Genomic DNA, 786 nt, shown 5'->3' on the forward strand with positions numbered 1-786 from the left:
AGTATAAATTCGCGTTAGTATACTCTTTAGATGAAAAAAAGTCAAGTAGAAAACGAACATTCTACTTGACTTCACTGGATTATTTTTCACGAATAACTTCGACCTTGTAGCCATCAGGATCCTTGACAAAGTAATAATTTGGTGGGGTACCAGGTAGGCCTTTTGGTTCTGTAACCTCATAACCTTTTGCACTATGTTCTTGATGAAGTGCCTCAAGGTCAGGAGTGCTGAGAGCGATATGGGCAAAGCCATCTCCTACCACGTAAGAACCGTGGCCGTAGTTATAGGTCAATTCCAACTCGTAGTCATCACCATCAAGTCCTAGATAGACAATAGTGAAGGCATAATCTGGAAAATCCTTGCGACGCAATTCTTTAAACCCAAAAGCATCTTGATAAAATGCGATTGATTTTTCAAGATTTTCCACTCGCAAGCAAGTGTGTAGCATTTTTGAAGCCATATTTTTCTCCTTTATTTTCAAAAAGACTGGGACAATCCTGTTCCAGTCTTATCAGTTATTATTTACCAAGTTTTGCTTTAGCTGCATCTGCAAGAGCTGTGAAAGCTGCTGCATCGTTAACAGCCAAGTCAGCAAGCATTTTACGGTTAACTTCGATCTCAGCCAATTTCAAACCATGCATCAATTGTGAGTATGAAAGTCCGTTCAAACGAGCTGCTGCATTGATACGAGTGATCCACAATTTACGGAAGTCGCGTTTCTTTTGACGACGGTCACGGTATGCATAGTAGTAAGAGTTCATTACTTGTTCTTTTGCAGTACGGAAC

The 786-nt window shown here is 40.2% G+C and carries 2 protein-coding genes; both read right to left on the reverse strand.

Annotated features, from left to right (window positions below; genetic code table 11):
• Nucleotides 1–79: 79 nt before the first annotated feature.
• Nucleotides 80–460 (reverse strand): lactoylglutathione lyase, encoded by a 381-nt coding sequence (gene gloA / locus SORDD16_RS05415; RefSeq protein ID WP_061452655.1) that lies wholly within the window; start codon nucleotides 458–460, stop codon nucleotides 80–82.
• A 58-nt stretch (nucleotides 461–518) separates the two neighbouring features.
• Nucleotides 519–786 (reverse strand): 50S ribosomal protein L20 (gene rplT, locus SORDD16_RS05420; RefSeq protein WP_061452656.1); only part of this gene is annotated, 268 nt, incomplete at its 5' end.

This window comes from Streptococcus oralis, from assembly GCF_001578945.1.
Taxonomy (GTDB): Bacteria; Bacillota; Bacilli; order Lactobacillales; family Streptococcaceae; genus Streptococcus; species Streptococcus oralis_Q.

What these genes read in the sequence shown, in the direction of transcription:
- gloA (WP_061452655.1), bottom strand. Translation starts at nt 460, where the DNA reads ATGGCTTCAAAAATGCTACACACTTGCTTGCGAGTGGAAAATCTTGAA.